3 protein-coding genes are annotated in these 3,767 nt (G+C 49.6%); all 3 read left to right on the forward strand.

The genetic code is table 11. From position 1 onward, the window contains the following. Positions 1–187: 187 nt before the first annotated feature. Positions 188–1,075, forward strand: coding sequence for an undecaprenyl-diphosphate phosphatase (locus KB557_RS09620; RefSeq protein ID WP_399218951.1), 888 nt, complete (start codon positions 188–190; stop codon positions 1,073–1,075). Between the two features lie 15 nt (positions 1,076–1,090). Beyond that, positions 1,091–2,461 carry a TIGR03279 family radical SAM protein gene (locus KB557_RS09625; protein ID WP_255133651.1) on the forward strand — a complete coding sequence of 457 codons (1,371 nt, stop codon included), beginning with the start codon at positions 1,091–1,093 and terminating at the stop codon, positions 2,459–2,461. Positions 2,462–2,536: 75 nt separating this feature from the next. Then, on the forward strand, positions 2,537–3,767 hold a 1,231-nt coding region (locus KB557_RS09630), incomplete at its 3' end, for a TolC family protein (protein ID WP_255133653.1).

Below are 3,767 nucleotides of genomic sequence, written 5' to 3' on the forward strand. Positions count from 1 at the left end.
AAGCCGCCAGCAGCGGTAGAGAAGGCTGCTTTTGAACTGGGATATGAAACTGCTTTGGCAGCCAAAGAATTTCGCTAGCAACAGGCAGCGCTTGGGTTACTAACGTTGAGCTAGAGCGCGCCAACAAACAGTTTACAAATTTTCGTAACCTTAAGGCCAAAAGCATTCAAGCTGCAGCAGCCGTAAGGTGCCGCTGCTAATTCTTTTTCAAAAAGTGGAACCCAGCCAATCCCTATCGCTTCTCGAGGCCTGCTGGCGCACCTTGGTGCTTGGGGTGGTGCAAGGCCTCACCGAATTTTTGCCGATTAGCAGCACTGCCCATTTAAAAGTGGTGCCTGTTTTGCTTGGTTGGGGTGATCCTGGAGTTGCGGTAACGGCTGTGATTCAGTTGGGCAGCATCATCGCGGTGATTGCCTATTTCCGCGCCGATCTCAATTTGGTATTTAGGGGCATTGCCAGGGCCTCAAGGGGTGGCGATTGGGGCCACCAAGATGCGCGTTTGGGGGTTGCGATTGCTCTGGGAACCTTGCCGATCGTATTTGCGGGTTTAGCAATCAAGTTGTTTTGGCCTGGATATGAGAGTTCGCCATTGCGCAGCCTTGCCTCAATCGGTGTGATTTCGATTGTGATGGCTTTATTGCTGGCTTTGGCAGAAAAAATTGGCAAACGCAGCCTGCAATTAGAAGAGGTGCGCCCTGGTGATGGTTTGTTTGTAGGCCTAGCTCAAGCACTTGCCATCATTCCAGGGGTTTCCCGCTCCGGCAGCACCCTCACTGCAGCACTTTTAAGCGGTTGGGAAAGGGCTGATGCCGCAAGGTTTTCTTTTTTGTTGGGTATTCCGGCCATCACCCTGGCGGGTTTGGTGGAGCTCAAAGATGCCCTTAAAGCTGGTGCCACCTACGGCCCACTGCCTTTGCTTCTGGGAATTAGCTCAGCTGCATTGGTTTCTTGGTTGGCGATTGCCTGGCTGCTGGAATTTCTAAAAACCAACAGCACCTGGCCTTTTGTGGTGTATCGCTTGCTATTTGGAGCTTTATTACTTGGTTTAGTGGCAGGAAACCCCACACTGGGATAACTCGCATTTACGGCCGTGTGGCTGGAGCCCAGTTCTGGTATTCCAATAAATAGTGATCCAGGGGCTGCAACTCCCCAGCCGGCTGTGGTGGCCACTGTGGAACCGGGTTCGATTGGCGAGGAGCTTGGTTTTCAAGCTGGTGATCGCTTGATTGCAATAAATGGCATGCGTCCGAGAGATCTAATCGATCTACAAATGCTCTGCGGCGAGGAGGAGTTGCTATTGGAGGTGGAAGATCCCAGCGGTGAAATCCATCGCTTAGAGCTTGAAAAGGATGCAGATGATGGGCTTGGGCTTGGTTTTACAGAGGCTTTATTTGATGGTTTGCGGCAATGCAACAACCACTGCCCTTTTTGTTTTATCGATCAGCAACCCCCTGGCAGGCGCCATAGTTTGTATCTAAAAGACGACGATTACCGGCTTAGTTTTTTATACGGCTCTTACCTAACCCTCACCAATCTCACTCCCGCTGACTGGCAAAGGATCGAAGCGCAACGGCTTTCTCCTCTTTATGTATCTGTGCATGCCACAAATCCAGCCCTGCGTAGTCGTTTATTGCAAAACGAGCGGGCGGGCCTGCTTTTGGAACAGTTGGCCTGGTTTCAAGAACGGCGTTTGCAGATTCATGCCCAGGTGGTGGTTTGCCCTGGTATCAATGATGGTGATGCCTTAATCAACAGCCTGAATGATTTGGCACGTTTTGCCGGCGGTGATTGGCCGGCGGTGTTATCTGTAGCAGTGGTGCCAGTGGGTTTAACTCGCTTTCGCCCCGATGCTGATGGTTTGCTGCCGGTAAATCTTGAGACAGCTCTAAAAACGATTTCGGCGGTGGAAGCACTTCATCCAAATTTTAAGAAGCGTTTTGGCAGCCCCTGGGCCTGGTTATCAGATGAGTGGTATTTGATAGCTGGTTTGCCTTTACCCGCGAGATCTAGTTATGCCGATTTTCCCCAGCAGGAGAATGGCGTAGGCAGCATTCGCGCCTTTCTTGAGGATCTAGATCAGGCCACCTTGAATTTGCCTGAAAGTTTGGAAACCCCTCGCCAGATCAGCTGGGTGGTGGGCCGCTTGGTGGGGGAGGCCTTGCTGCCAGTGGTGAAACGTTTGCAAAATGTGCGCGGTTTAAATCTGCAACTACATGCCCTACCAAGCCCCTATTGGGGCTGCGATCAGGTGGTTACAGGTTTGCTAACCGGATCAGATTTAGTAAGTGGCTTGGCTGATCTCGATCTCGGTGAGCTTTTGTTGTTGCCAGCTGTGCTGCTGCGCCAAGGGGAAGCGGTTTTTCTCGATGATTTAAGCCTCGAGCAGGTGGAGCAAAAGCTCGGGCTGCCCATTTGTGTAGTGGCAGGGGCAGCTGAGGTCGTGGCTGCCTGCTTGCGTTAAAGGGCGCAAAAGCCAGTAAATTTCACTCATAGATAATTTTGGAAGGTAACAGTGGCCAGACGCATGCGCAGCTTGATGCTTGCAATCGTCTTGGCCGCAAGCCCTGGGGCCGCTTTTGCAGATTCTTTGGATCCAAGCCCTGAGCAATTACCTGATGCCATCAAGGTGAAGGGCCCTAGGCCTAAATCAAATCCTGAAGTGATAACCCCTGCGGCAACATCCCTGCCAGCAGAACTCGATGGCTTGCAAGCACCCGCACCGCTGGCGTTACCTACAACCCCTAGCCAAGTTCGCATAATGGATTATCGCCCCTTAAGGCTAAATCAGGTGGAGAAATTGGTGGAGGTAAACAACCCTCAGCTAAAACAAATAGCTTCTCAGGTAGAGCAAGCAAAATCAAATTTAAGGGCACAAATATCCGCTTGGTATCCCACTTTGAAGTTGAGTACTGATGGATTCCCTTCCCGCAGTTTTGGTAGTAGAACTCAGAATTATGGCAGTGAGTTTGTTACCCCAAATAATCCATATGATTCGAATACTTTTAAATCGCAAACGCAAATTTATGGAGCTGGAGCATTTTTGCAGTTCAACTGGGATTTAATAAACCCCCAAAGGGTGCCGCAAATTGCAGCAGCCCGCGATCAATTTGAGAAGGCAAAGAATCAATATTTGATCACATTAAGAGATCTGAGGCTACAAGCAGCTACTGCATATTTCCTGCTTCAGTATTCAGATGATCAGGTGCGTATTGGTAAATCCGCAGTTCAATCTTCTTCTGTAAGCCTGCGTGATGCGAGAGCTCGCCTCCAAGCTGGAGTAGCCACCAAACTTGATGTTATGGAGGCGGAAACCCAGCTGGCCCGCGATCAACAAAAACTCACAGAGGGCATGTTGCAACAAGCAATTGCCCGGCGTGATCTAGCACGTCTGCTAGATCTGCCCCAAAATGTAACGCCAACTGCTGCGGATCCTTCTAAATTGCTAGGAGTATGGCAGCCCTCATTGCAGGAAAGCATTGTTGCTGCCTATGCATTTCGAGAAGAACTTAGCAATTTAATTCTTGATGTATCGATTGCAAATTCAAATGCAAATAGTGCCCTTGGTAATATACAGCCTGTTCTGAGTATATTTGGCAATTCTGGATGGGATAAAACTTTTGGCCAAAGTAATGTTTCCGGCCCAGCAAATATGGGTTATGTTGTTGAATTATTAAACCAAGATATTGGTTTGAACTTGAAATGGAATTTGTTCGATGGTGGCAAATCTGCAGCTCAAGCCCGCCAAAACCGCCAACTGGCAACGGAAA

The sequence above is a fragment of the Synechococcus sp. Cruz CV12-2-Slac-r genome (assembly GCF_024346075.1).
In the GTDB taxonomy this organism is placed as follows: domain Bacteria; phylum Cyanobacteriota; class Cyanobacteriia; order PCC-6307; family Cyanobiaceae; genus Synechococcus_D.